The sequence below is a fragment of the Pseudooceanicola nitratireducens genome, from assembly GCF_900109195.1.
GTDB lineage: Bacteria > Pseudomonadota > Alphaproteobacteria > Rhodobacterales > Rhodobacteraceae > Pseudooceanicola > Pseudooceanicola nitratireducens.
Map to the genome: position 1 here is coordinate 443647 of NZ_FNZG01000003.1, position 26488 is coordinate 470134.

Genomic DNA, 26488 nt, shown 5'->3' on the forward strand with positions numbered 1-26488 from the left:
GTTCGCCGGGGTGCGTCCATCGTCATGGCGGGGTTTGGACACACGGACAGATTTATCGCTTTTGCACAATCATGATCGCCCAATGAAGCAGCCAATCAAGACGAAAGATTGTAAATATATAATCCAGCGCCCTACCAAGTATCCACGAAAGGCCGCCCCTTTGCACCACCTGGCGGGCAGGCGTGGCGCGCATTGGCGATCCAGCGGCGCGTCTCGGCCGGGTCGATGACCGCGTCCAACTCCACCGCCGAGGCATAGGCGACCGCCTTGCCCTGTGCGTACATCCGCCCCAACAGTTCCTCGAACAGCGCCTGTTTCGCCGCCTCGTCCGGCTGCGCCTCAAGCTCCTTGCGGAAGCCAAGCCGCACCGCGCCCTCAAGCCCCATGCCGCCGAATTCCCCGGTCGGCCAGGACGCCATGGCGGCCGCCGATTTGAACCCGCCACCGACCATCGCCATGGCCCCCAGGCCATAGGCCTTGCGAAGCGCCACGCCGTAGATCGGCACACGCAGCGACGCGCCGACGACGAACATGCGGCTGACATGGCGCACCAGCGCGGTCTTCTCGGCCTCGGGCCCCACCATGAAACCGGGCGTATCCACCAAAGAGACCACGGGCAGCCCATAGGCGTCACACAGCTGCAGGAATCGCGCGGCCTTGTCCGCCGCATCCGCATCGATCGCCCCGCCCAGATGCTTGGAGTTGTTGGCGATCAGCCCGTAGGGCCGGCCTTCGATCCGAATGAAGGCGGTGACCATGCCCGGGCCCCAGCCGCGCCGCAGCTCAAGCACGCTGTCGGTGTCCGCCAAGGCGGCGATCACATCGCGGACCTCGTGCACGCGCAGCCGGTTCTCGGGGATCAGATGACGCAGAAGACGCGGATCCGGGGCGGTCCAGTCGCGCAGGTCGCCCTGGGTGTATCCAAGGTATTTTCGCGCCATTGCAGTGGCTTCGGCTTCGTCCTTCACGCGGATGTCGACGACGCCATTGCCCCATTGCACGTCGATCGGCCCGACCTCTTCCGTGCGATAGCTGCCCAGCCCGCCGCCTTCGATCATCGCGGGACCGGCCATGCCGATATTGCTGTCCTCGGTCGCGATGATCACGTCCGAACAGCCCAGCAGCGCGGCGTTCCCGGCAAAGCAGCGCCCGGCCACCACGCCGACCACCGGAACCTTACCCGAGAGTTCGGCAAAGGCGGCAAACGACGGCGAATCCAGCCCCGAGACATTGCTGCGATCGGTATCGCCGGGCCGCCCGCCCCCGCCTTCGGCATAAAGCACCATGGGAATGGCGTGGTCCCCCGCGAGGCGGAAGATGCGGTCCAGCTTGCCATGATGGCGCTGCCCCTGGGTGCCCGCCAGCACGCTGTAATCGCCGATGGCAAGGGCGGCGCGGGTCGCCTCGGGTCCGAAAAGATCGCCGTTGATCGCCGCTGTTCCGGTCAGGATGCCATCACCCGATGTCTGCGCCTCAAGATCCGCGCGGCTGCGTCGACCGGACTGCGCGGCCACGGCGAAGCCCCCGTATTCATTGAAGGATCCGGGATCGACAAGATCCGCGATATTTTCGCGCGCGGTGCGCTGGCCGCGGGCATGACGTTTGGCGACGGCCTCGGGGCGGGCGTCGTCGAGGCCAAGCGCACGGCGGTCGAACATGTCCTGAAGATCCGGCCGGATGCGATCCAGGTCCAGGTCCTCGGCCTGCGCGGTGGCATCGGCGGCCCCTTCGCCGGGCAGCAGAGCGGCCAGGGGGTCGCCCTGCATCACCGTGTCGCCCTGGCCCAGGAACAGCGCCGTGACCTGCCCCGATGCGGGCGCGGTCACCACGTGTTCCATCTTCATCGCTTCCAGGATCGCGATCTCTTGCCCTGCGTGAACCACATCCCCGACTGAGACGCGCCAATCGGTCAGCGTCGCCTGCATCGGGGCCGCAACCGATTGGTGGCCTTCGGGAACCACTGCCTTCGGGGCCTTGTCCTGCGTGGTCACCATCGCCGCACCCGCAGGCGTCAGCCCCCCTGCCGCCTGGGCCAGCGCCCCGGCAATCGCGGCGATATGGGTGGTATGCGCCCTGCCCGCCTGCACCAGCGGATCGGCCAGAAGCGCCCGCAGCCAGCCGATGTTCGACGCCGGTCCCTCGATCCGGAATTCGGCAAGGGCGCGGTCCAGGCGGGCGCGGGCCAGGCCCATGTCCGGGCCCGTCGCCACCACCTTGGCGATCAGGGAATCATAGGCCGTGCCCGCCGCGTACCCCGCGAACCCGTGGCCATCGACGCGCACGCCGGGGCCGGCGGGCGGGTCATAGCGCGACAACACCCCGCCCGAGGGCTGCACCGTGCCATCCTGCGTCACCTCTTCCAGGCAGACGCGCGCCTGGATCGCAACGCCCCGCGCCACGGGGGTCAGCGCCAGATCGGCCAGCCGCGCCCCCTGCGCGATGCGCAATTGCAGCGCGACCAGATCGAGGCCAAAGATCTCTTCCGTGACGGTATGTTCCACCTGAATGCGGGGGTTCGCCTCGATGAAGAAGGCCGCGCCGCTGTCCATGTCGAGCAGGAATTCAAAGGTCCCCAGCCCGCGATACTGCCCGGCCTCGGCCAGGGTCCGGGCGTGGTCGGCCAGCGCCTGCCGCAGGTCCTGGTCCAGATCCGGGGCGGGCGCGATCTCGATCACCTTCTGATGGCGGCGCTGCAGGGTGCAGTCGCGATCGCCCAGGGTCAACACGCCGCCCTGCCCGTCGCCCAGCACCTGAACCTCGATATGCCGGGCGCGGGTGATGAAATGTTCGGCATAGATCGCGCCAGTGCCAAAGGCCGCCTGGGCCTCGGATCGGCAGCGGGCATGGGCCTGGGCCAGGTCGGCCGGATCCGTCACCACGCGCATGCCACGCCCCCCGCCGCCCGCAACGGCCTTGAGCACAACGGTCGCGCCTTTGGGCAGACCTGCCATGAAGTCAGTGGCCTCTCTGGCGTCAAGCGCGCCGGTGCCCTGCAGGATCGGCACGCCATGCGCCTGGGCCAGCGCGCGGGCGCGCAGCTTGTCGCCGTATAGCTCAAGACTGTCGGGCGTCGGGCCGACAAAAAACATCCCCGCCGCTTCGACCGCGGCCGCGAAATCCCTGTTTTCGCTTAGAAAGCCGTAGCCCGGATGCACCAGGTCACAGCCCGCCTGCACCCCGGCTTGCACCACCGCATCAATGTCGAGATAGGCGCGCGCGCCGCGTCCCGGGATACGCAGGGCCTGATCCGCCCGCGCCACATGCAGCGCCCCGGCGTCGTCATCGGGGTGGATCGCGACGCTCTCCATGCCCTGCTCTGCCAGCGTGCGCGCGATGCGCAGCGCGATCTCCCCCCTGTTGGCGATCAGCACCTTGGTCATGCTGTCCCTCCCCGACGCAATCCCCGAATTTCCGCCCATGGGAAGAGGGATCTACCGCAGAGTCAACAGATTGCACGCCGGGTCCTGTGACCAAAAATCCGGCAAAGTTCAAAGACATCATAGATTTCGGCGAAACCCGTGTTAGTTTCCATGGTCAAGGGAGACGCGGCCACGTCTGATGGACGGAACGGAATGCGTCAGAGTGGGGACATGACCGAAAAACGAATTTTCGACGAAATGTGGGGCCGCGAAGAAGATCTGAGGGCCCCCTACACATTATTCAAAGACTGGTTCGACGGCGAGGAACCCGCCCGTCTCAGGGCCAAGCAACGCGAAGCCGAGGAATTGTTTCGCCTCACGGGCATCACCTTCAACGTCTACGGCCGCGCCGAGGCCGAGGAACGGCTGATCCCCTTCGACATCATCCCGCGGATCATTTCGGGCCCTGAATGGCAGCGCCTGAGCCGTGGCATCGAACAGAGGGTCCGGGCGATCAACGCCTTCCTCTACGACATCTACCACGGGCAAGAGATCATAAAATCGGGCCGCCTGCCCGCGCGGATGATAGAAAACAACGCGGCCTTCCTGCCGCAGATGATCGGTGTGAACCCGCCCGGCGGCGTCTACACCCATATCGTCGGCATCGACCTGGTGCGCACCGACGACAACCAGTTCTACGTGCTGGAAGACAACGCCCGCACGCCGTCCGGTGTCAGCTACATGCTGGAAAACCGCGAAACCATGCTGCAGATGTTCCCCGAACTCTTCGCGCGCAACCGTGTGCAGCGGGTGGAGACCTATCCGTCCGACCTGCGGTCTTCGCTGTCGGCCTGCGCGCCCGAAATGGCCGGCTCGAACCCGACCGTCGCGGTGCTGACGCCGGGGATCTACAATTCGGCCTATTTCGAACATGCCTTCCTGGCGGACCAGATGGGCGTCGAACTGGTCGAAGGCCATGACCTGCGTGTCGTCGATGGCCGTGTCGCCATGCGCACGACCCAGGGCTACAAGCCGATCGACGTTCTTTATCGCCGGGTGGATGACGATTTTCTGGATCCGCTGAACTTCAACCCCGACAGCGCCCTGGGCGTGCCCGGCATCATGGATGTCTACCGCGCCGGCGGCATCACGATTGCGAACGCGCCCGGCACCGGCATCGCGGATGACAAGGCGATCTACAGCTACATGCCCGAGATCGTTGAATTCTATACCGGAGAGAAGGCGATCCTGGAAAACGTGCCGACCTGGCGCTGTTCCGAACCCGATGCCCTGGCCTATGTCCTCGACAACCTTGAGGAACTGGTGGTGAAGGAAGTGCACGGATCGGGCGGCTATGGCATGCTGATCGGCCCGACCGCGACCAAGAAGGACATCCGGGATTTCCGCAAGAAACTGGAAGCCAAACCCGCGAATTACATCGCCCAGCCGACGCTGGCTTTGTCGACGGTGCCGGTCTTTTCCAACAAGGGCCTGTCGCCGCGCCACGTCGACCTGCGCCCCTTCGTCCTTGTCAGCCCGAACAAGGTCAATATCACGCCCGGCGGGCTGACCCGCGTAGCGCTGAAGAAAGGGTCTCTGGTGGTCAACTCCTCTCAGGGGGGCGGCACCAAGGACACCTGGGTATTGGAGGACTGAATGCTAGGAAAAACGGCAAACGGCCTCTACTGGATGTACCGCTATCTCGAGCGGGCCGAGAACACGTCGCGGCTGGTGGAAACCGGCCAGAGGATCGGGCTGACACGGCTGTCGTCGTCCGAGATCGAATGGAAATCCATCCTTCAGACCGCCGGCGTCCTGGCCAGTTTCGAGGCCAACAACGACGAGCTGACCAAGGATGCGGCCGTCGACTGGATGCTGCGGTCGCGGGCCAACCCCTCGTCTGTGCTGACCTCGCTTGAAGGCGCGCGTCAGAACGCCCGCATGGTGCGCACCGCCCTGACGACCGAGGTCTGGGAAGCGGTCAACCGCTGCTACATGAAGTCCAAGGATCTGCTGGCGCGCAAGGTCAACGAACGCGACCTGCCCCAGGCCCTGAACGAAATCCGCCAGATCACCGCCCTTGTGCGCGGTGCGACCCATGGCACGATGATGCGCAACGACATCTACGATTTCGCCCGCATCGGCACCTTCCTGGAACGCGCCGACAACACGGCGCGGATCCTGGACGTGAAATACTATGTGCTGCTGCCCACGGTGATGTCGGTCGGATCGTCCATCGACAACGTGCAGTGGGAAACCATCCTGCGGTCCGTCTCGGCGCGGGGCGGGTTCCGCATGTCCTATGGCAACGACTACAAGCCCACGGATATCGCGGACTTCCTGATCCTGGACAAACGGATGCCCCGCAGCCTGGCCTTCTGTGTCGGCAAGATCCGTGGAAACCTGGGCTATCTTGCGAAAACCTATGGGGAAACGCCGGAAAGCTATGAAAAGGTGACCGAACTGGAAGAGCGCTATCTGTCGAAAACCATCGACGCGGTCTTCGAGGAAGGGTTACACCATTATATCCAGACCGTCCTGCGCTCGATCGGCGACGTGGGGGCCCAGATCGAAATCGACTATCGGTTCTACGAATAAGATGCAGATCACCATTTCCCATACGACCACCTACCGGTTCGAGCAGCCCGTGATCTTCGGGCTGCAGCAGCTGCGCATGACGCCGCTGGACGATGTGGGCCAGACCGTGAAAGACTGGGCCATCGACATCACCGGTGGCCAGCATGAAACCGGGTTTCTCGACCACCACCGCAACCAGGTTCAGCTGATGTCCCTGTCGCGCGACGTGACCGAGGTGACGCTGACCTGTCGCGGCACCGTCGAGACCAGCAACACCAACGGAGTCACCGGCCGCCACCTGGGGGCCGCGCCCCTGTGGCTGTTCGCCAAGCAGACCGACAGGACCAAGGCGGGGCCATCCGTGCGCCGCTTGGCCCGCCAGGTCGAAGGCGACACGGAACTGGACCGCATGCACAACCTGATGGCGCTGGTGGCCGAGGCCGTCAGCTATACCCCGGGCAAATCGCAGGCCGACTGGTCGGCCGAGGATGCGGTGATCGAAGGCCACGGCGTCTGCCAGGATCACGCCCATGTCTTCATCGCCTGTGCCCGCGATCTGGGGATCCCGGCGCGCTATGTCTCGGGTTATCTGATGATGGACGACCGCACCGACCAGGAGGCCATGCATGCCTGGGCCGAGGCCCATATCGAGGGGCTGGGCTGGGTCGGTTTCGATGTCTCCAATGCCATGTGTCCGGATGAACGCTATGTTCGCGTTGCGACAGGGCTGGACTATTCCGATGCCGCGCCTGTAATTGGCACGCGGATCGGCGGAGAGACGGAATCCCTCGCCGTTCAGATACAGGTGGCACAACAGCAGTAACTGCTGCTTTCAGGGATCGGGGCCTCGGATGACCTATTGCGTGGGAATGGTTCTGGACCGCGGGCTGGTCTTCATGTCCGACACACGGACCAATGCCGGGCTCGACAACATTTCGACCTTCCGCAAGATGCACCACTGGGAGATCCCCGGAGACCGCGTGCTGACGCTGATGACCGCCGGCAACCTGGCGACGACCCAGGCCGTGGTCAGCATCCTGGATGAACGCACCAAGGCCCCCGATGATCGCGAACCCTCGATCCTGAAGGCCCCGTCGATGTTCCAGGCGGCGCGCCTGGTGGCCGACACCCTGCGCGACGTCATCGCGAACCACGACCAGAACGGCCAGCAGGCGTCGTCGGCCTTCAACGCGACGATCATCCTGGGCGGCCAGATCAACGGCGGCCCGACGCGGCTGTTCCTGATCTACCCCGAGGGCAACTTCATCGAGGCCGGAACCGACACGCCCTTCTTCCAGATCGGCGAAATGAAATACGGCCGCCCGATCCTTGTCCGCGCCTATGAACCCGGCATGTCCTTCGAAGAAGCGATGCGCCTTCTGCTGGTCAGCTTCGATTCGACCCTCAAGGCCAACCTGACCGTGGGCCTGCCCTTCCATTATCACCTGTACGAGGCCGACAGCCTGACCCTGGGCCGCAGTGGCCGGATCGAGCTGGATGACCCCTATTTTCAGACCGTGTCCCAGGGCTGGGGTGACGCGCTGAAAACCGCGCTGGACAGTCTGCCGACCTTCGATCTGGGTTGACCCCGCCCCTTTCGGTCAGCGCAACAGGGCCTGTGCAGGATCCGCGCCACTGCAACGCATGGCCCTGCGCGGGTTAATCTGATATACACCCCCCATTCATTTGGGAGAATTTTCATGAAAACCCACGCACTTCTGGGCCTCGCCCTCGCGGCCCTGCCCGTTGCCGCCCAGGCATCGCCCGTCATCCCCTACACCGGCGCATATGACGAATCCGTCGACGGCCCCGGCGATTACGACACGCTTGGCGGCCCGACCGACCTTGGCCTGTTCTACCTGGTCGAAGGCTCCAACAGCTTCAGCGGCAACGTCAATTCGCCGGTGGATGCGGCCGACGCCTGGCTGATCGGCATCAGCGCCGGCTATCAGCTGGTCTCGGCCTCAATCGCCTGGGCGACCAACCTGCCCGGGCTGACCTTCGACTTCCTCAGCACGCCGCCCGCAGGTTTCCTGCAGCAGAACACCTGGGGCGCCAATGCGCCGTCCTGGACGCTGGAGGAAAGCACCACCACCCCGACGATCTTCCTGAAAGATCAGCTCGAGGCGACGGCAGTCGGATCGACCTTTGACGTGGCCCCGGCCAGCTACGACGCCCCCAGCTTCGCCCCGCGCGGCGCAGGCATCTATTCGAACCTGCTGGACGCCACGGGCACCTGCGCGCAGACCTATGTGGCCAATTTCCCCGGGTTCTCTGCCGAATGCACCGACGCGGGCCTGGACTACACGATCACTTACGTGGTCGAGAAACTGCCCAACACCCCCGCCGTGCCCCTGCCCGCCGGCGCGGTTCTTCTGATCTCGGCCCTTGGGGCCGCGGGCGTGATGCGGCGCAAGTCCCGCTGATCGCCTCTGAATGACCTTCGAACAGGCGTGCCCCCGGGCGCGCCTGTTTTTTTTCATGTGCCGACACCACAACGCAAAAATCGCCCCAAAGGGCGCGCCACACGGCAGGGATACGATGATCTGGGGGGATCAAATGGTGCGGTCGAGAAACTTCCCAACCGCATCTGTCGGCGTTGCCACACGAAGCCGAATCCGGGTAAGGCATTGACCTGCCGGGATTGATCTGTCGCCATGTGTCGTTATACGACGCTGCACAGCAATCCGCACTTGGGGGACCAGATGGGGGACTGACGTGGCGCGGCATCAACTCACAGCAGCGACGATCAAGAAGGCCACCGACGGGAAGCTACAAGACGGCGGCGGCCTGATCCTCGTCAAGAAGGGCGATAGAGGCAAGTGGGTCTTTCGCTACTCTCACCAAAAGCGACGCCGAGAGATGGGCCTTGGGCCCTGGCCAGATCTGTCGCTCGCAGGGGCCCGCGCCTCACGCGACAAGTGGGCAGAGGTCTTGGCCACCGGCGTCGATCCGATGGTCGAGCGCAGCGCTGAGATTGAGCGCGCCGCAGAAGCCGAGCGCGAGAAACGCGACCCGACCCTGGCAGAGCTGTTCGACATTGTGTTTGAGGCAAAGAAGGACGGGCTTAGAGGCGGCGGCGTCCGTGGCCGCTGGCGCAGCCCGATTGACAAGCACGTCATTCCCCGGCTGGGCGGGCGAAACATGTCGGGCATCACGCAGCACGACATCTACGACGCTCTGAAACCAATCTGGCGCAGCAAGCACCCGACCGCCGAAAAGGCGATCCAGCGTCTCCGGATCATCTTCGATGAGGGGCGATACATGGGGCTTGGTGTAGATCCCTTTACCGTCGATGCGGCCAGGCGGATGCTCGGCGAGGTACGGCACGTCACAAAGCACATCACCGCGACGAAGTGGCAGGACATCCCCGGCCTGTGGCAAAGACTGGATCCAGAGCTGGCCTCGGGCCTCTGCCTGCGATGGATGATCCTCACCATGGTCCGCTTTGACGGATGCAGGGCCGCAAGCGTTTCCGAGGTTGATCAGGACATCTGGACTGTCCCCCAGGACAGAGTCAAAGGCCGCGTCGGCCGGGTCGAGGACTTTCGGGTGCCCCTACCAAAACAGGCGTTGCAAATCGTCGATCAGCAGCGCCGGCTTTCGAAGGAACTGATGTTCGTAGGGCACCGCGGCAGCTCGGTGACATCCAGGGCTGTCGAGGTCTATCTGGACAGGATCGGCGAGAAAGGACGCCCGCACGGCTTAAGGACGGCCTTCCGCACCTGGGTCCAAGACACAGACGCATGCTCTTTTGAGGTGGCAGAGACCATCCTCGGTCACAAGATCGGAACAAGCGTGGAGAGAAGCTACGCACGGTCGGACCTATTGGAGCGCCGCGCCGTCGTCATGCAGTCTTGGGCTGACTATGTGACCGGCACCGCCTTCGCCAAGATCGCCACCCTGGAAGCGTAATCTCTTCAGCACGCGCCAGCCTCTTGCGCACCGTAGGCTGCCTGCTCCCGAGTGTACTGATCGCCTGCATTTGAAGAGAGTTGCTCGATCAAACCAGAGCAGGAAAAGCCCATCAGGTCGAGATAGGTCTTTGCCGCTTTGACGGCTTGGGCGTCCCAATCGACCGTCATGCTATCGACCGCTGCGGTCGCATCATCAACACTGTACCCGTCACCCGCAGACGACGACAGCTGACCAATGAGACCCGCACGCGAGAAGGCCATGAATGACAGGTAGTTCTTCGCAGAACGAACGGCATTCTTCTGCTGAGACGTTAGCGCCTGGGCAGGAGCAGCTCCCGATACCGCGATCAAGAAGCATAGCGCGAACGAAGAGAGCTTATGCATTATCAAAACCCTTGAAACCTAGAATCAAACGAGGGGACCATTGATCATTTGTCGCATTGCAGCAAGAGGCCACAGCGATGCCAAGTGACAAGCCAGTCATTGCGATATCGGAAACGGAAACCAGAGCGGCGAAGTGAGCGTCAATATGATGACGATTATCGTCTGCACGTACCTGTTTCGCAGGACATTTAGCATCAAAGCACCTTTACCGATCGAAACCCGAGCCAGACGCATCCTCGCAAACTCCACCTGTGGGCATCATTGCCGCATCGAAGTGGTCGATGCACCGACTAGCTTCGTCGCCCGAAGGAGATCTCCAATAAGTTACCAGAGCTTGACCTCCGTCGGGCCATTCAAGGGTTGAAGCCCCCAACATTTCCCAACCTCTTGCAGCCCTGTCACCAGACGGAGAAAACGCCCAATAGCCCTTAAACTGAGATATTGGCTGCGCATTTGCCACAGTGGCACAGGTAGCAACTAGGACCGGCATCCAGAAGGTCTTGTAGAAGGCGTTCACTTCGAGATCCTCATTAGGCATCGGGAAAAACTGCTTCGACCTGTCAGAGTTGGGCTTTCCATCAGATATGTGTCTCATAAATGGAGGTTGTTTCCGCAGTTAGCACGGATCCACGCTGTTCGAAGAGCAATTGTCAGATTATGCAACCAACAACTTCTGAAGGCAGCAGACCAAATCAAGTTGTGCAGCAATCTAAACCAAGTGTAGATGGCGTTGACCACCAATTTTTAGGATACGAATGCCGTTTTCTATCGATATCTTCGACGATGAACCGTATGAGATCAGAATTCACAAAAATTCTCTTGAAATACTTGCCACAGTTCCGATCGGTCACAATCCAGTCAATGGCAATTTGTACAGCGCCCATGTTGCTCTGATACGCCTTGAACCCTATGAGGGTACGAACAAGGCGGAGCTCTTATTCGAGATTGTCGAGACAAGCGGCGACAACAAAAACTTTTTTGATAACGGGCTCGAAACACAAAGATTTCTCTCCGGCGCAGACCGAACGACCGTGCTCGAGGTGATATGTGCGGTGATAACCAGCATCGTGGCCGAGCGGCGACCTGACGTCATAGTGATGACAACTTCGCAGCCTAATCTGCCCGCCAAGGCGTTAACCAAATACAGAAAGGTTTCGCAGGCGATTCGACTCGCCGGATACGACGGCGGGAAAGGCAACAGCTTCGACGGGCAAAGCATCTGGATGTTTGTAAAGACGTAACTCCTGCCCTACATACAGAACTGTGCATGCACGAATCGTGTAACCGCATTGGGAGATCGACATGGGTCAAGCACCTTTGAACAGAGATGAGCAGATCGAGTTCATGAAGAATGCTCGCGAACGCCGCGCGGCAGCTATTGAACGTTGGTCGCAAAGCGAAATGATTCAGGCCGCCCTGCGTGAGCCTGCTCAACGCGATGCGCACGCATCCCAGTATTCACGTCGAAACGTAGTTGGCCGGCGCTCTGCGTAAAGACTGGTGAGCAACTCATGATGGAGGGCCGCCCAAAGGGCGGCCTTTTTGCGTTCCAAGCGGGAGATCCAAATGCTCGAAAGCTGGCCCCTATGAGGACCCCGCGTGCCTGCCACAATGGCAGCATGTATAACGCCCGACCAGCCATGGCTCATACGGCATCATAGAAAACCTCCGCGAAGGAACTTGGAAAAAGTTGCCGAACTCTGACCTGCCAAAAGGGACAGCGCCTTTAGAAAGGAAGGGGAGCGCATGCCCCCCCTTCCAAGACCGGAAATTGAGCCAATCAGAGGCCAGCGAAGGTACGATCCCCAAGAAAGCTAGCGTAGTCTTTACGCACAGGATCCAAGACAGGCTTCTTCGCTTCCCGCTTGTGAAGCAGCCTCAAAATCCGACCGAGAAGCTCAAGAAGTGTGCGGATCAATCCGGCTGCTTGCAGCAGATCACTCCAGGTAAAGTCAGTATCTTCCGGCAGTACAGACATGGTCATGAACATCGATTTCTCCTGTTTATTTTCGATGAAACATTGCAATCCGACATCAACCACCTTATGCAGCCGGTGCTGATTGCAACGCCTGGGATAGTTTTGCGACCCATCCACAGGACTATCGTTGCACTCAGCGTCAAAAAAAGAAATTTGATTTTTTGCAGCGCAGCAACCGCATGCCCCCGGGGACTAGCGGGATAACCTTTAGAAAACAAAGCGCTACACAAAGACCATGAAATCCTACTTTTTCTGGTTGAGTTTCGAATATCCTATTTTTTCCCAGTCCCCTCATGCTAGCGTCACGATCATGAGGATTGAGAACAAAAAAAACTACTATGCGAATCTTGACGCTGAGATTGCATCCCTGTCGTTAGAGCATGGACCACAAAGCGCTCCTGCACTGAGGCTTAGGCTGTTTAAGTTCTTTCGCCTCGCTCGGCTGCAGGGTTTGATTGGCAGCTTCGATCCCAAAAACGAACTAGCCTTCGATCCGCTGTTACAGGAACTCACACAAGCACTTCGGGAAAAGGCTGGCTTTCCGAATTTCAGCGCGTCCAGGTTCTTGGAGTTCAACAACACAGACCACAAGTCTTGCCACTTTGCTAAACGCTACGTAGTCCCGATCTGCAAGCTCACGCCCGAACTGAAGTCTTACAAGTCCAGGAAGAATCAAGCCCTAAGGGTCTTGTGGCGTTCGACAATGGGTTTAGAAGCCGGAGCTGAACCACACTTTTTTCGCCGCTTCTCGCGAACCGGAGCACCCAAAACTGTGCCAGATAATTGCCCACTGATGGGTGACTACCTGCTATTTTCAGCCGATGCGGCAGGCTATGCTCGCCCATCGTTTTTTCGGTTCTATGTGCACGATACTGGGGCTGTCCGGTGCCTTTGGCTACGCTTGGATGATCCCGCACGCCGGATTGGAGCGAAGGGATGGGCAATCAACCAACAAAACGCCCAAGTCTACGTTGTCGGATATCTTGAACGTCGCAAGCCAAGGGCTGTTGTCGAGAATGCCGGGGGAGCGATCTGCCTGAGTGTCTCGTACGATCAGACGCACTTTTTGAACCGAACGACCAATGAGAAGATTACACATGCTTTGGTATTGTTTCATCACCTGCCATTTGAAGAGAAGGCGACAGCGTCCAGAGGAGTTCTGGTCAGGTTCACAGGCGTCGAGCATTTGGGAGGACAAGAAAGCCATTCGAAAGAAGATAGGGCACGAGCGACTTATTCACTTCAAAAAAAGCTCATTGACGAATTTGGCTGCCAGCTAGACTTAGCTGACTGCGCCAAAGTGCTTTCTGAAGTCTCAGGGTTCGATGAAAGATACTACCTCGAAGATGGAGGCGTGAAAGGAGTGTTCAACAATTATCCGGACAGTTCAGGGCATGTTCAGGGCCTGCCGATAGCCCCATTGTCCGTTCACTTGAGCCATACGTTGCCACGAGCGACCTCGGGTGAGGAACCAAAGGAAGACATCTATTTCGACGCGAAGCATCCGCCAGGCTCGTTCGTCATTGCAAGAAATCGCTATACTACCCCACCGAAGCAAGTGCGAAACTGACGAAGCGACGAACCTGCTAGCAAAGGCAATTCACTACAAAATCTGAGATGAGATCTGCACATCAGCGGGAAGATGGCAAAACAACACCGATCAACCAAAGAAACGTGCCCCACCGAAGCTAAGGTGCCAACCCTATTGGATTGCCCCCGTTTTTAGTCGCAGCTCACCTTCTCGCGAATCTTCCCCTACCGCCGAATGGCAGTGGCCTCCGGATCAAAGAAGCTCTGTTGGGCTCGCTCACTTAGTACCTAGGAAAGGAGGCCTCCTCGGCGGCCCCTGATCTCAATCGCACCAGCTGGCGCGGTATCCAGGCCGCCAGACGCGAGCCAAGCCTTCCTCGATCAGCACATCCCCTGCCGTGCGACCATCGCGGAGTCGTACAGATGCGAGGATCCGACCGTACCGGTCGCGGACGGCAGTCGCCTCGATCCTTGCACCAGGCTGCTCAACGAGTTCGCCCAAGCGGTCCTTTGCCAAAAGGCCGAGCTGAAGTTCACGCTGGCAGCGCGGTTTCCAAGTTTCCGGGGTATCGAAGCCCTCGACATTCGGCGCGCCGCTTCCGATTAGTCGAAGACTCTCGCCGTCACATTTGAGGGTGTCGCCGTCGACAACGGCTAGAGAAAGGCATGTCATCAATATCTTCATGCCCAAGCATCTGAGCCAAGAAATTAGGAGACGCAAGCGCTCAGCTCTCGGAAACGCTGGTCGCCAAGCCAAGCGCCCTTGGCCGAGTGCACATATCGCCAATCAGCGTAAACCTTTTGTTAACCATTTTCAGGTGGAGTTCTCGTTGCCCGAAGCCCGCCAAAGGGGATCCCATGGACAACAGAACTCGACTGCTCGAAACCGCCCTTCTGGAATACGTCGAGAGGTATGGCGCGACAGAAAATGCACGCCGAGCATTGATCCAATGCGGACTGCTCAACGGCTCCTCGGTCAAGCGAGCCCAACAGCAACAATCAGGATCCATAAGCGCTACAGACTAGCCCATATGGTTTAGGCGACATTCTCGACCAGCATAGTCAAGCCACCTCACACTACCACTCCTCCCCCTCGCCTCATACCAAAGTGAAGCGCAGGAAAGGCTTTCCCAGCTGATGGGCTTCGAACGCAATTGGAATTGAACGGTCATGCGTCAGAAGGAGTGTTGCCTCCCCATCCATGGCGCACTCAAAGAGCACATCATTTTCCGCAAAAATTGCACCGCCCTTCCGCGTCACCTTGTAGTCGACGCGCAAACGGCGGGGACCGACAAGCAGCAATGCGCTCTGAATACCAGCAACCATGTTCACCCCTCAGCAACTGGGCGCAGGCTAAACGCTCAAAGAGCGGCTTCAATGGGGCATTTTGAGACAGGTCACACTTTGGCCTAGACAATCCTAGCCATCCCGCTCTGGGCCGCGCCCTCTTTCCTGAGCACCATCGAGTGCGTTTGGCGTCGGGTTCCAGTACCGCCTCATATCAACCGCCGACCTGGTGCGGCACTTCTGGCAAATCGCGAGCGAGAGGATCTCGCCCCGGGTCATGCGGAAGTGCCTGTTCTCGATCGGGAAGTCACCTTCAGCGCCACATCTGCATTTGATCCAGAGGAAGTACATGGTTCGCATGTGGCGCGAACAGTCGGATTGGTCAATCCGCAAAGACGGCGATGCACTGCAGGGCTAGTGGCAGACTCGACAGCTGACGCCGAATCGCAGCAAATTCCCTTCAATTCATTGGAGAGTGACTATGAAGCGATTTATTGCAGCCGCCTTTTTGGCGGTATTTGGACTGCCTTCGTTTGCAGCGACCTATCATGCATCTTGGAACGGCCATACAGCCAGAGGGTTCGTGACCCTAGATGAAAACGCCGAAGTCCTAGATTACCAGTTCGAAGCGCGTATTATCAGCAGCACTCCCACGACAATCGACACAAAATCCACAGGCCCGTTCAATCGAGATTTTCCTAGAGCTCGCGTGACCTATCTCGACTTCCCGTTGTTTGCAAAAACGCTTGGCGATATTCAGGTCAACTTCGCCGTCGAGACGTATGACTGCCTCCCCTCCCCGCCCTTCACGTGTACGCCAGATGGTGAGCTGGCGTTGACCTACCTAGATCTGACCGATTCAGAAGGTCTTGCGATCAATTGGACCGTCACGGAAGTCCCGCTTCCTGCAGGCGGAGCCCTGCTGGTTTCTGGCGTCTTCGCTTTGGGGTTGCGCCGCAAGAGTTGACTACCAGGGCAACCGAAATTCAGGATCTGTGAACTCAGCCGCATACCCAATGCCGTAGAGAGAGATGATCTCGATCGGCAGGCCAGAGGCGCGGATCCACTTTCGCACCTTCCCCATCACGAAATTGATCTCTCTCGGGGTCATGTCGCTGTCGATGACGTGAGCTAGGTCATCGTAGGTCGAGACCTTGCCTGGCCGGCGCGTCATGAACTCGATCACCTCGGCCGTGCGGACGGACGCAATGATCTTCATCTCGTCATAGAGAGCGACGGCCGGGTGGATCTTCCGCCCCGGCCGAAACTCGAAATTCAGCGGTCCCTCGGGATCAGCTATCGTCATCCGGCGGGGTGTCCATTTCAGCATCCGTCACCACTTCGACCGGCTGCGGTACGGTGCGCTGTAGGGCCTTGGTGTAGGCGATCTGCTCGTCCTCGGTTGCGAAGGTCTCGATGGCACTCTCGACAACCGTCACCCCGTTCGGGGCTAAGGGCATCACATAAAAGCGGCCATTGGCGTTGATGCCAGATTTGAAGTGGTGGAACTTGCCTACCAATTCCTTGTTGATACGGACTTGTGCAGTGATGTTCGTCATGGTGTTTCCTTACAGGGGTTGGACAGCGCCGACGATTGCCGACCCGTCGTTGGCTACCGCGCGACCGTAAAGGTCAATCGGATAGCCGCTACCATTGAACGCCCCTCACTTGGTGAACCCTCGCGCTGGATGCACCTTTGGGCGGCAGCTTGCCGTTTCGTCGGCCTGCCCGCTCCGCTCGCCGAAGTCGGGGGGCATATGCCGAGAGCGCTACCGCCCAATCCCAACCTGAGCCGGGAACCGAAGGATGTCATCCAAGATCGAAACAGCTTGGCACGTCGCCTGACCGCAATCCAACCGGACGGAGGCGACGCCGCATGATCACCCCGTGCATGAGCTGTACCGCCAAGGCCCGCCGCCGGTCGCCGCAGAATAGCTGCGCTCGCGAACGCAAGGCCAGCCACCAGCCGCGGGGGAAGCGGTCCGTACGATCGCGCTCATTGGTCTCGCTTGGTTCGAAGTGCCTGGTGCAGCCGCTGACAAGCTCGCTTCTTAAGGGCTGTCGGTCGGCTTGGTTGGGGCTGATGGTTCTCATGATGAAAAATGCCCTTCCGTATGTTCTGTGCGGATGGCATCGGGCCATCCTTGCTTTGGCCCCGCTTCTCGGCCTGAGCGCCTGCCTCCAGATCGCCATTGCCTTTGGGAGGTTCTGGTGATGGCCACTCTGACCTTCCGCAAACTCGGATCAACCACTTCTAAACGGATTGCTGCATGATGGACGGAAGCACCCTTTTCGAAATGGAAGGATCGCCGCCGACGCTTGTGGATCGACCCCTGATCGTCGATAGCTTCGCAGGCGGCGGCGGGGCATCAACTGGCATCGAGATGGCCCTCGGCCGGTCGCCGGATATCGCGATCAACCACAACCCGGCCGCGCTGGCACTCCATGCTGCCAACCATCCCGACACGCTGCATCTGAGCGAGAACGTCTATCGGATTGACCCGCTGGACCATCTCGCCGGCCGGCACATCGGTCTGATGTGGTTCTCGCCAGACTGCAAGCATTTCTCGAAGGCGAAGGGGGGCAAACCTGTAGCACGCAATATCCGCGACCTGGCTTGGATTATCCCCGGATGGATCGAGAGGATCCAGAAGAGCGGCGGGCGCGTCGACGTCGTGATGATGGAGAATGTCGAGGAGTTCGCCACGTGGGGGCCCCTGATCGAAACACCCAAGGGATTGATGCCCTGCCCGGATCGACGCGGCGAGACCTTCACTGCGTGGCGGAAGGCGATCAAACGCCTTGGTGGCAAGATCGAGCAAAGGGAGCTCCGGGGATGCGATTACGGGGCTCCGACAATCCGGAAGCGGCTATTCGTCATCATTCGATTCGACGGCCTGCCGATTGTCTGGCCGCAGCCATCTCATGGCGACCCGGCATCTTCTGAAGTGGCCTCTGGTAAACTGCAGCCCTGGCGGACGGCCGCGGAATGCATCGACTGGTCTTTGCCCTGCCCGTCGATTTTCGACAGCAAGGCAGAGATCATGGAAAAATACGCCCTGCGCGCCGTGCGGCCGCTGGCCCACAATACATTGGCCCGAGTAGCCCGGGGCCTAAGCAAGTATGTGGTGAATGCGGCAAATCCTTTCCTGGTAAGCATTGCACACGGCGACAGCGGCGGACGCCGAGAGTACCCAATGGACGCGCCTTTCGGCGTCGTCACTGCGACGGCAATCGGGCACGCAGTCGTCAGCCCTTCCATCGCCAAGTTCACGACGGGAGGCACTGGCCACGCCGTGTCAGCCCCACTCGCAACAGTCACTGCCAACAGCTGGATCAAAAAGCCAGGCGGCGCAGCCCCCCTTGGCCTCCTTGCGCCATCACTTATGAGCATGAAGGGCACCGCCAGGCGCGACAGCGCCATCACAAATCCACACCCCACTGTTTTGGCGGGTGGCGGTCATTCTGCCCTAATTTCCCCGGTGCTGACCTATGCCCAGCACGGTGGCCAAGTTCGCGATATTGATGCGCCACATCATACGATCACGGCTAGCCTCAAAGACCAGAACGCGGTGATCGTTCCCACCCTGGTTCAAACCGGGTACGGCGAACGAAAAGGGCAAGCACCCCGCTCACTGGACGTCGCTGCGCCCTTGGGAACTATCGTAGCAGGCGGGGTCAAACATGCACCGGTGGCGGCATACTTGGCCCAACACAACACCGGGGTGATCGGTCGTCGAGCTGACACACCGCTATCGAGCGTGACGGCCACTGGAAGCCATCAAAACCCGGTCGCCGCCTACTTCGCGAAATATTACGGGACCGGCGACGGCGCGCGCACTGACGAGCCCATGCACACCATCACCGTAAAGGATCGGATGGGGCACCTTCAGACGCAGCTGGCCGCGCCGCCATTCAGCGCCGAGCACGAAGCCAAGGCTCGCAAGGTTGCCGATCTCCTTCGCGAACACGACCTATGGGACGAGCGTGAATTCGTTACGCTGGAGATTGAAGGTGAAACCTACGTAGTCGTGGACGTCGGTATGCGCATGCTCACGCCCCGTGAACTGTTCACCGCACAAGGCTTTCCGACAGACTACGTGATCGAGGGCGTTTGGCATGAGAACGGCGACGACTGGACCTTCAAAGCGTTCTCCAAGGACGTGCAGATCAGCTGCGTCGGGAACAGCGTCTGCCCTCAAGTTGCGAAAGCCTTGGCAGAAGCCAACACCCAGCACTTGATCAAAAGAGAGGCCGCAGCATGACCGACCATATCGAAGCACAACACCACGCCACGATGAACGCGCTTGCCGAGGGGATCGACAAGATCCTGAACTCGGAAACGATGCCCGCCCGCCGGTTCGGCTTTGTTTTGCTCGTGTCGGAATTCGGCAAAATCGAAGACGGACGCGTCAACTACATCAGCAACGGGAACCGGGACAGCATGATCGCAATGCTGCGAGAATATCTTGCTCGGCTCGAGGGCCGATATACCGAGGCTGAAACAGGGATCCCGCAATGACCCATCATCCACGCACGATCACCCCCGCCTCCTGCCGCCCAACCGAGGCCCCTGCCGTCTTCGGCGTGTCCAAAGACAAGATCTACGACTGGGCTCGTGAGGGCCACATCACGATCTACAAATCCGGCGGCGTTTCGCTGGTGATCGTGTCTGAGGTTTTGGACTTTATCCGCAGCCTGGGGGACCAGATGGGGGACCAGCCGAAGCAGCGCTTCGGGAAGTCCATATAAATCATATCTTTAGGTGAAAGATTTGGTGCGGTCGAGAAGACTCGAACTTCCACTCCGGTTAAGGAACAGCGACCTCAACGCTGCGCGTCTACCAATTCCGCCACGACCGCACTGTCTTGACTTGGTTCCGGGCGTATACCGAGACCTTTCACCATTGTGAAGCGGAAAAATCGGCAAGGCCGGGGGAAATCGAAAACGCCGCCCCCTGGGTTTCTCCGAAGGGGCGGCGTCCGTCTTTGGTTTGGCTTTCACCGGCCTTTGGTCGGGAAATCGGCGGAACATTGCAGCCCGCCGATCCCGGCTTGCCCGATCACTCCAGCTTGAACGTCGGCAGCGCGGCGGGCTGCGGCGTCGCGGCGGGCTGACCAGAGGGAACGCCGGTGGTGGCGGCTTTCAGAAGCTCGACCCGGCCCTTCTGGCTCGGGGCATAGACAGGCTCTGCCCCGCCATCCAGCGCGGTGATCGCCAGGTCATACCATTCCTTCGCGGTCTCGCCGTTCTGGGTCACGCCAAAGCCCTGCGACAGGTGATGGCCGACCGTCTCGGCATAGGGGACCTGACCGGCACCGACCAACAGCAGCGCCGCGCCAAGCGCCACGTCCTGCTTGTCCCGGCGATAGCCCGAATACAGGCAGATCGCCCCGGTCGACTGCAGCTGTTCGATCGACATATTGGCCCCCAGGGCAAAGCTGCGCACCTGGCCCATGACGTCCTGCGCGGATCCGCCTTCCAGCGCAGCCACATAGGGCGCAAGCGCGGGACCAAAGGCGTCACACTGGGCGTCCACCTGTTCGGCGCTCAGACCCGCGACCTGGGTGATCATCGATTCCCCGCGCGCGATGGCGTAGGTCCGGGTCAGGCACATCTGTTCGCTCAGCGCCAGCTGGCTGTCGGTCATCGACACAGCCGTGACATAGCCACCGTTGGAGTTGGTCAGCACACCGACTTTGTCGCAATAGCTGGCCAGCGACGGGGCCACCGTCGGGGCCGGTGCGGTGAACATCGGGATCGCCGAGATCGAGGCCGAGGCCATCGTCGTGCCCCCCGCCTGCGGGGCCGCCGGGGCGGGTGCTGCGGGTGCCGGGGCCGGAACCGCCGTGGCCGAGGCCAGCATCGGGTCGTTCATCTTGCACCCGGCATAGTCACACTGGAAATCCGCCGTGGTGATCTTGTTCGTGCGCTGTGCGTTCAGCTTGTACATGAACTGCTTGCGCGCGTACCCGTCCGAGGTCGAGGCGAACAGAAGCGTCGCGCATTCGGTCTGACCACACCAGAAGCTGGACCCGGTCACGGCGGTGTCGATGACATAGTCGTTCTTGCCGTCGCCGTTCAGATCCGCCGTCTGGATAAATCCCGCGCGCTGCAGCAGTTGTTCTGCCGAAGGCTCGGAACTTTGGGCGATTTCATCCACCGCGTCCGACACTTCCACCGGAAGCCCGGCATAGCCAAAGCCCCCGTGGCCACCGGCCATCATGGTGCCGCCGCCGCCCTGTTCCTTCTGGAAGGCGGTCAAAAGCGCGCGCGGCCCCTGCTGGCTGCGCTGCAGGATCTTCACGACCTGCGGTCCGCCCAGCTGGGCGCGATTGTAGGAGGACACCAGGAACTGGCGTTCGTATTCGGTCAGCGCCCCGGTCACCGGATAGCCCAGGTGCGCCTGGTATTGCGAAATCGCCGTGCGCGACCGCGACCCAAGAACGCCGTCCGGCGTGCCGGCCGGGAAGCCGAAATAATTCAGCGAGGTCTGCACTTCGCGGTTCTGGGCCCGCGCCGCGCTATTGTAGCTTTTCTTAACATAGGTCTTCTGGCGAGGCTTTTGCGAATTCATGATCGCGCCGCCGATGATCCCGCCGACGATCGCCGCGCCAAGGTTGTCTGCCATGGCCGAAACCGGTGCGGTGACTGCCAGGGACAGCGCCACAAGGACAGGTAGTGTGCGTCTAGTCATCGAAATTCTCCTTAGGGTCAGAAATTGCGGCAATGCTACGCCCGGCACCCGGCAATTCAGAAGCCCTTTTTGAGTCAATTTCGTGGTTTTTCATTTTGATAGGATTAACCTATTGGCCAAGCCATTGCGGCGGCGGGGATTTCCCGTTGCAATTGCATTGCAATGCGCCGCGATTTCAGACCGGACGATCCCTAACCGGGTGCCCCCGACCGCCCCATAAGACCGGCCTTGCCCCGCCCGCCCGTGGACATTCCCCGCGCCCGCGCCTATCCCTGCAGACCAGCCCCCTTCCACCCTCAGGTGTACCGCCATGTCCCAGATTTCCCCCGATCAGATCGACAACACTCAGGTCGATGCAGATGTCGAATGGGAGATCGCGCCGGGCCTGACCCCCTATGACGACGCCGTGGCCCGCATGGAAGACCGCGCCAATGCCATCGCCGCGGGCACTGCAAAGGAACTGGTCTGGCTGGTCGAACATCCCGCGCTTTACACCGCCGGCACCTCGGCCCGGCGCGAGGACCTGATCGACCCCGACCGCTTCCCCGTCTTCGACACCCGGCGTGGCGGGCAATACACCTATCACGGGCCCGGCCAGCGTGTGGTCTACGTGATGCTCGACCTAAACCGCCGCGGGCGGGACGTGCGCGCCTTTGTCCAGAAGCTGGAAACCTGGGTGATCGCCACCCTGGATCAGTTCAACATCCACGGCGAAATCCGCGACGGTCGCGTCGGCGTCTGGGTGCCCCGCCCCGAAAAGCCCGCCCTGCCCGATGGCAGCATGCGCGAAGACAAGATCGCCGCCATCGGCATCCGCCTGCGCAAATGGGTCAGTTTCCACGGCATCTCGATCAACGTCGATCCGGACCTGGGCCATTTCGACGGCATCGTGCCCTGCGGCATCCAGGGCCACGGCGTGACCAGCCTTGTCGATCTAGGCCTTCCGGTCACGATGGAGGATCTGGACGTCGCCCTGCGCGTGACCTTCGACCAGACCTTCGGCGCCTGACCACCCGCCGAACAGCCGGCCCCAAGCCACACAGACACACCGATTCCCTGCACCACGGCCGGACCCGTGCGACAGGTGGTGCGACAATTCTACAGGACCAAAGCACTGTTGCCCTGATCGGGGATGCCCTATTTATTGCTGCGAAGCGCGCAACCCAATCCGAGGACGAGGAAGCCCAATGAAACAGACCCTGACCCTTGCCGCAGCCCTGATGGCCCTGGCCGCCCCTGTCTTTGCCGAAGGCGACGCCGCCACCGGCGAGAAGGAATTCCGCAAATGCAAATCCTGCCACATGATCGCATCGGCCGATGAGGCCATCGTCAAGGGCGGCAAGACCGGCCCGAACCTTTATGGCGTGATCGGCCGCACCGCCGGCACCGCCGAGGATTTCAGCTATGGCGACGACCTGAAAGCCGCAGGCGACGCGGGACTGGTCTGGGACGAAGCCAGCCTGGCCGCCTATATCGAGGACCCCAAGGCCTTCCTGCAGGAAACCCTGGACGACAAGGGCGCAAAATCGAAGATGACCTTCAAGATGCGCAAGAACGCCGGCGACGTGGCGGCCTATCTGGCGACCTTCAGCGAATAAGCCCTGCGATTAAGCCCCGTGGCGCGGCCCGATGCGGCCGCATCACAAGCCACAAAGGCGCGGGTCTTCCGCGCCTTTTTTATTGCGACCCCGCCGCCAATCTGTTTTCTATCGACAAAACAGGAGCAGAACATGACGAGAACTTTTTACGAGTTCTTCGCAGGCGGGGGCATGGCGCGCGCGGGCTTGGGATCCGATTGGACCTGCCTGCTGGCCAATGACTTCGACCCAAAGAAGGGCGCGACCTATGCGTCCAACTGGGGTTCTGACCACCTGGTGGTGGACGACATCCGCAACATCGCCCCCGAGGACATGCCGGGCCGCGCCGATCTGATCTGGGGGTCCTTCCCCTGCCAGGATCTGTCGCTGGCCGGAAGCGGCGCGGGCCTGGGTGGCAAGCGGTCGGGCACCTTCTATCCCTTCATCTCGCTGATCCAGGCGCTGCGTGACGAAGGCCGGGCACCTGCGATCATCGCGCTGGAAAACGTGCTGGGCACGCTGACCTCGCACAAGGGGCAGGACTTTGCCGCCATCTGCGAGGCGCTGCGCAACCTGGGCTATCGCTATGGCGCGCTGGTGGCCGATGCGGCGCTGTTCGTGCCGCAGTCGCGACCGCGCCTGTTCCTGGTCGCCGTGCGCCAGGACATCGCCATTCCCGCCGACCAGACCGGCAGCGCCCCCACCCTGCCCTGGCACACCAAGGGCCTGCAAAATGCCTATGACCGGCTGCCGCGCAAGCTGCAGAAGGACTGGCTGTGGTGGCAGATGCCCCGCCCGTCTCCCCGGACGCTGGATCTTGTCGACGTGATCGAGGATGCCCCGACCTCGTGCAAGTGGCACTCCAAGGCCGAGACAACCGCGCTTCTGTCGATGATGTCCGAGGTCAACCTGGCCAAGGTCGAAACCGCCCGCCAGGCCAAGACCCGCATGGTCGGCACGATCTACAAGCGCACCCGCGTCGAACACGGCATCAAGGTGCAGCGCGCCGAGATCCGGTTCGATGACATCGCCGGCTGCCTGCGCACCCCGGCCGGCGGATCCTCGCGCCAGCTGATCATGGTGGTCGAGGGCAATTCGATCCGGTCCCGCCTGATGTCGACCCGCGAAACCGCGCGCCTGATGGGCCTGCCCGACAGCTACAAGCTGCCCGAACGCTATAACGAGGCCTATCACCTGACCGGCGACGGCATCGCCGTTCCGGTCGTGCGCCACATCGCCCGGCATATCTTCCAGCCCGTTCTGGCCGCGCATCAGCCCGCCCCCGAACAGGCCCAGGCATGAGCGAGATCCCCTGCGAGAAGAACGAGGAGCTGCGCCGCAAGATCCTCGACTTCGCCGAGGTCCTGAAGACCGAGGCGCATAAGCTGGGCGAGCATGGGCTAGACGAACAGGATTTCTATCAATCCGGCCTGTTCCGCGGCGCGATCGAACGGATTCGCGGGCAGTTCTCGGCCTCGATGAAGGAAAAACGCGGCTTTGTTGCGCTGGTGCTGGATCACATGCAATCGGGCGGCTACATCGCCCATTGGCAATCCGCCGGCGAAGCCAACCGCCACGATTACTCCGTGCGGCTGAACAATGGCCGCACCGCCTGTATCGAGCTGAAGGGCTGTCTGGACGGCAACAACACCAATATCTTCGAACGCCCCCCACATGCGGATGAATTCATCCTCTGGTCGGTTTGTTCGAATCCCGGGGCCGATCCGCGCCACAACGTCTGGTCCGGCATCCACACCCGGCTGAGCGCCGAGATGATCGACCGCAATCAGCGCATCGACGGGCTGGTGGTCTGGGACTGGATCTGCGGCACCACGGCCCGGCCTTGCCCCAAGCTTTGGGACACGCCCGATCGCCTGACCGAGGTCGGACCCTACCGGCTGCCGCCGCCCTGCATCTACCTGTTCCCCGGCACCGTGCCGAGCGTGCGCAACAACCCCAATCCCCGCATCAACCAGCTGGAGGACGTGGGCATCCTGCAGGCTATGCACGCCTGTTTCCAGGGCCGCGACGACGAGGTGAACGAGGTCGGGATTTCCGTCGCACACCGCGGCGCGGACATCGTGCGGTCCACCAAGATCAGCAGAAGCGGAGAGATCCGCCGCGCCTCGGACCCGACGCCAATCCGCCGGGCGTGATCGGTTCCCCTGACATGCGCCCCTGATTTTCGCCCGAACCGCGCAAGCCCCGCGTGATTATCAAAACTTTCCGAACAGAGCCTTTGGCGCTTTCGCTCTGGTCCTGCCCCCGGCCCGGGCGCATATTTTGACCAACAGCCCCCGGGGCAGCCTTTCTCAGGATCCGCAATGACACCGACCTATTACGCCCCCCACGGCGGCCACCCCGGCCAGGACCAGCTTCTGACCGACCGCGCGATCTTTACGGAAAGCTACGCGGTGATCCCCAAGGGCACGATGCGCGACATCGTCACCAGTTTCCTGCCCTTCTGGGACGGCACGCGCCTTTGGGTCCTGTCGCGCCCTCTTAGCGGTTTCGCGGAAACCTTTTCGCAATACATCATGGAGGTGCAGCCCGGCGGCGGGTCCGACCGCCCCGAGACCGACGCCCAGGCCGAGGCCGTGCTGTTCGTCGTCGAAGGCAGCGCCTCCCTGACCGTGGGCGGCAAGACGCACGAGCTGACCCCCGGCGGCTATGCCTACCTGCCCCCTGCCTGCGGCTGGACCCTGCGCAACACCGGCGATCAGACCCTGCGCTTTCACTGGATCCGCAAGGCCTATGAACCGGTCGAGGGGCTCGACACGCCCGACGTGCTGATCCTGAACGAACAGGATATCACCCCCACGCCGATGCCCGGCACCGATGGCAAATGGGCCACCACCCGCTTTGTCGACCCGGCCGACCTGCGCCACGACATGCATGTGACCATCGTCACCTTTGAACCCGGCGGCGTGATCCCCTTCCTGGAAACCCACGTGATGGAGCACGGGCTTTACGTGCTTGAAGGCAAGGCCGTCTATCGCCTGAACAACGACTGGGTCGAGGTCGAGGCCGGCGATTACATGTGGCTGCGCGCCTTCTGCCCGCAGGCCTGTTACGCCGGGGGGCCGGGCAAGTTCCGTTATCTGCTCTACAAGGACGTGAACCGGCACATGCCGCTGCGTCCGCCCGCCGGTCGCTGACCCGCCGCTGATCCGCCGCTGACC

General features: G+C 61.3%; 26 protein-coding genes and 1 tRNA gene. 18 read left to right on the forward strand and 9 right to left on the reverse strand.

All coding sequences use genetic code 11. The features are described from left to right. Positions 1-131 precede the first annotated feature (131 nt). Positions 132-3380 (reverse strand): acetyl-CoA carboxylase family protein, encoded by a 3249-nt coding sequence (locus tag BMX99_RS12785; protein WP_170848728.1) that lies wholly within the window; start codon positions 3378-3380, stop codon positions 132-134. 210 nt (positions 3381-3590) lie between these two features. On the opposite strand from BMX99_RS12785, the gene BMX99_RS12790 reads away from it, so the two are divergent. The 6 genes from BMX99_RS12790 (at position 3591) to BMX99_RS12815 (ending at position 9851) form a co-directional block, all read left to right on the forward strand. After that, the gene (locus BMX99_RS12790) at positions 3591-5015 is read left to right on the forward strand and encodes a circularly permuted type 2 ATP-grasp protein (protein ID WP_093452369.1); all 1425 of its coding nucleotides are present in this window, start codon (positions 3591-3593) and stop codon (positions 5013-5015) included. After that, a complete protein-coding gene (locus BMX99_RS12795) occupies positions 5016-5957 on the forward strand; it encodes an alpha-E domain-containing protein (RefSeq protein ID WP_093452371.1) in 942 nt (313 codons plus the stop codon). Position 5958: 1 nt separating this feature from the next. Next, positions 5959-6759 carry a transglutaminase family protein gene (locus tag BMX99_RS12800; RefSeq protein ID WP_093452374.1) on the forward strand — a complete coding sequence of 267 codons (801 nt, stop codon included), beginning with the start codon at positions 5959-5961 and terminating at the stop codon, positions 6757-6759. A gap of 28 nt (positions 6760-6787) precedes the next feature. Continuing rightward, positions 6788-7522: a proteasome-type protease gene (locus tag BMX99_RS12805; protein ID WP_170848727.1), complete on the forward strand. Its 735-nt coding sequence runs from the start codon at positions 6788-6790 to the stop codon at positions 7520-7522. Positions 7523-7636: 114 nt separating this feature from the next. Then, positions 7637-8362: a VPLPA-CTERM sorting domain-containing protein gene (locus tag BMX99_RS12810; RefSeq protein ID WP_093452376.1), complete on the forward strand. Its 726-nt coding sequence runs from the start codon at positions 7637-7639 to the stop codon at positions 8360-8362. A gap of 292 nt (positions 8363-8654) precedes the next feature. Next, positions 8655-9851, forward strand: a complete 1197-nt coding sequence (locus BMX99_RS12815) for a tyrosine-type recombinase/integrase (RefSeq protein ID WP_093452379.1) — start codon at positions 8655-8657, stop codon at positions 9849-9851. Positions 9852-9856: 5 nt separating this feature from the next. Here the strand turns inward: BMX99_RS12815 and BMX99_RS12820 are convergent, their stop codons facing one another. After that, complete coding sequence (locus tag BMX99_RS12820) at positions 9857-10237, reverse strand: Ltp family lipoprotein (RefSeq protein ID WP_093452381.1); 381 nt, start codon at positions 10235-10237, stop codon at positions 9857-9859. Positions 10238-10992: 755 nt separating this feature from the next. On the opposite strand from BMX99_RS12820, the gene BMX99_RS12825 reads away from it, so the two are divergent. Both BMX99_RS12825 and BMX99_RS19730 read left to right on the forward strand, forming a co-directional pair. Then, the gene (locus BMX99_RS12825) at positions 10993-11478 is read left to right on the forward strand and encodes a hypothetical protein (protein ID WP_093452384.1); all 486 of its coding nucleotides are present in this window, start codon (positions 10993-10995) and stop codon (positions 11476-11478) included. A 61-nt stretch (positions 11479-11539) separates the two neighbouring features. Continuing rightward, a complete protein-coding gene (locus tag BMX99_RS19730) occupies positions 11540-11731 on the forward strand; it encodes a hypothetical protein (RefSeq protein WP_170848726.1) in 192 nt (63 codons plus the stop codon). A gap of 286 nt (positions 11732-12017) precedes the next feature. Here the strand turns inward: BMX99_RS19730 and BMX99_RS12830 are convergent, their stop codons facing one another. Further along, positions 12018-12227, reverse strand: a complete 210-nt coding sequence (locus BMX99_RS12830; RefSeq protein ID WP_093452386.1) for a hypothetical protein — start codon at positions 12225-12227, stop codon at positions 12018-12020. Positions 12228-12450: 223 nt separating this feature from the next. Here BMX99_RS12830 and BMX99_RS19505 point away from each other — a divergent pair, with 223 nt between their 5' ends. Next, positions 12451-13785, forward strand: a complete 1335-nt coding sequence (locus tag BMX99_RS19505) for a hypothetical protein (protein WP_139199525.1) — start codon at positions 12451-12453, stop codon at positions 13783-13785. A gap of 282 nt (positions 13786-14067) precedes the next feature. Here BMX99_RS19505 and BMX99_RS12835 read toward each other — a convergent pair whose 3' ends face one another. Then, positions 14068-14430, reverse strand: coding sequence for a thermonuclease family protein (locus BMX99_RS12835; protein WP_093452388.1), 363 nt, complete (start codon positions 14428-14430; stop codon positions 14068-14070). A gap of 413 nt (positions 14431-14843) precedes the next feature. Continuing rightward, entirely contained in the window at positions 14844-15071 is a 228-nt protein-coding gene (locus BMX99_RS12840) for a hypothetical protein (protein ID WP_093452391.1), read from the reverse strand. A 442-nt stretch (positions 15072-15513) separates the two neighbouring features. On the opposite strand from BMX99_RS12840, the gene BMX99_RS12845 reads away from it, so the two are divergent. Continuing rightward, positions 15514-15999 (forward strand): hypothetical protein, encoded by a 486-nt coding sequence (locus BMX99_RS12845; protein ID WP_139199527.1) that lies wholly within the window; start codon positions 15514-15516, stop codon positions 15997-15999. Here BMX99_RS12845 and BMX99_RS12850 read toward each other — a convergent pair whose 3' ends face one another. After that, positions 16000-16338 carry a helix-turn-helix domain-containing protein gene (locus tag BMX99_RS12850; protein WP_093452397.1) on the reverse strand — a complete coding sequence of 113 codons (339 nt, stop codon included), beginning with the start codon at positions 16336-16338 and terminating at the stop codon, positions 16000-16002. Next, complete coding sequence (locus BMX99_RS12855; protein WP_093452400.1) at positions 16325-16591, reverse strand: hypothetical protein; 267 nt, start codon at positions 16589-16591, stop codon at positions 16325-16327. The genes BMX99_RS12850 and BMX99_RS12855 overlap by 14 nt, the downstream gene beginning before the upstream one ends. Before the next feature lie 711 nt (positions 16592-17302). On the opposite strand from BMX99_RS12855, the gene BMX99_RS12860 reads away from it, so the two are divergent. The 3 genes from BMX99_RS12860 to BMX99_RS12870 are packed head-to-tail and all read left to right on the forward strand — an operon-like array spanning position 17303 to position 19784. After that, entirely contained in the window at positions 17303-19297 is a 1995-nt protein-coding gene (locus BMX99_RS12860; protein ID WP_244525536.1) for a DNA cytosine methyltransferase, read from the forward strand. Further along, the gene (locus BMX99_RS12865) at positions 19294-19554 is read left to right on the forward strand and encodes a hypothetical protein (protein ID WP_093452402.1); all 261 of its coding nucleotides are present in this window, start codon (positions 19294-19296) and stop codon (positions 19552-19554) included. The genes BMX99_RS12860 and BMX99_RS12865 overlap by 4 nt, the downstream gene beginning before the upstream one ends. Continuing rightward, on the forward strand, positions 19551-19784 hold the full coding sequence (locus BMX99_RS12870; protein ID WP_093452405.1) for a helix-turn-helix domain-containing protein: 234 nt from the start codon (positions 19551-19553) through the stop codon (positions 19782-19784). Before BMX99_RS12865 ends, BMX99_RS12870 begins: the two co-directional genes overlap by 4 nt. A 23-nt stretch (positions 19785-19807) precedes the next feature. On the opposite strand, the gene BMX99_RS12875 is transcribed toward BMX99_RS12870, so the two are convergent. Next, positions 19808-19894: transfer RNA gene (locus BMX99_RS12875), tRNA-Leu, on the reverse strand. Between the two features lie 200 nt (positions 19895-20094). After that, positions 20095-21729 carry a peptidoglycan-binding domain-containing protein gene (locus BMX99_RS12880; protein WP_093452408.1) on the reverse strand — a complete coding sequence of 545 codons (1635 nt, stop codon included), beginning with the start codon at positions 21727-21729 and terminating at the stop codon, positions 20095-20097. 310 nt (positions 21730-22039) lie between these two features. Here BMX99_RS12880 and lipB point away from each other — a divergent pair, with 310 nt between their 5' ends. The 5 genes from lipB (at position 22040) to BMX99_RS12905 (ending at position 26464) form a co-directional block, all read left to right on the forward strand. Then, positions 22040-22738, forward strand: coding sequence for a lipoyl(octanoyl) transferase LipB (lipB, locus tag BMX99_RS12885; protein ID WP_093452411.1), 699 nt, complete (start codon positions 22040-22042; stop codon positions 22736-22738). A 178-nt stretch (positions 22739-22916) separates the two neighbouring features. Next, positions 22917-23327 (forward strand): c-type cytochrome, encoded by a 411-nt coding sequence (locus BMX99_RS12890; protein WP_093452414.1) that lies wholly within the window; start codon positions 22917-22919, stop codon positions 23325-23327. Positions 23328-23459: 132 nt separating this feature from the next. Next, positions 23460-24608 carry a DNA cytosine methyltransferase gene (locus BMX99_RS12895; protein WP_093452417.1) on the forward strand — a complete coding sequence of 383 codons (1149 nt, stop codon included), beginning with the start codon at positions 23460-23462 and terminating at the stop codon, positions 24606-24608. Next, on the forward strand, positions 24605-25462 hold the full coding sequence (locus BMX99_RS12900) for a hypothetical protein (protein ID WP_093452420.1): 858 nt from the start codon (positions 24605-24607) through the stop codon (positions 25460-25462). Before BMX99_RS12895 ends, BMX99_RS12900 begins: the two co-directional genes overlap by 4 nt. 168 nt (positions 25463-25630) lie before the next feature. Further along, positions 25631-26464, forward strand: a complete 834-nt coding sequence (locus tag BMX99_RS12905) for a bifunctional allantoicase/(S)-ureidoglycine aminohydrolase (RefSeq protein ID WP_093452423.1) — start codon at positions 25631-25633, stop codon at positions 26462-26464. Positions 26465-26488 lie beyond the last annotated feature (24 nt).